The sequence below is a fragment of the Salifodinibacter halophilus genome (assembly GCA_012999515.1).
Lineage (GTDB): Bacteria > Pseudomonadota > Gammaproteobacteria > Nevskiales > Salinisphaeraceae > Salifodinibacter > Salifodinibacter halophilus.
Map to the genome: position 1 here is coordinate 1 of JABEEB010000812.1, position 232 is coordinate 232.

The 232-nt window shown below is 74.1% G+C and carries 1 protein-coding gene; it reads left to right on the forward strand.

Going from position 1 to position 232, the window contains the following annotated elements:
• Nucleotides 1-15: 15 nt before the first annotated feature.
• On the forward strand, nucleotides 16-232 hold a 217-nt coding region (locus HKX41_13835; protein NNC25214.1), incomplete at its 3' end, for an acc operon protein.

The following is a 232-nucleotide window of genomic DNA, read 5'->3' on the forward strand; positions in this document are numbered from 1 at the left end:
CGGCAACATCCCGCTATGAACCCGTCCGTTGAGGCCCCCCCAACGGCGAGCGACGCGGAGGCGGCCGCCGCGATTGCGGCCGTGAGCGCCTATCTCGACGAGGAGCGTGCCACGCTCGCTGCCGCGGCCGCGGCGGCGAGTGCCGACGAGGAGACGTGGGACGGCGAGAAGTGGCGCTTCGCCGGTCGTTTGGCGGCGACAGACGGCCGCGGCAGTCGGCGCGTTCCGGACG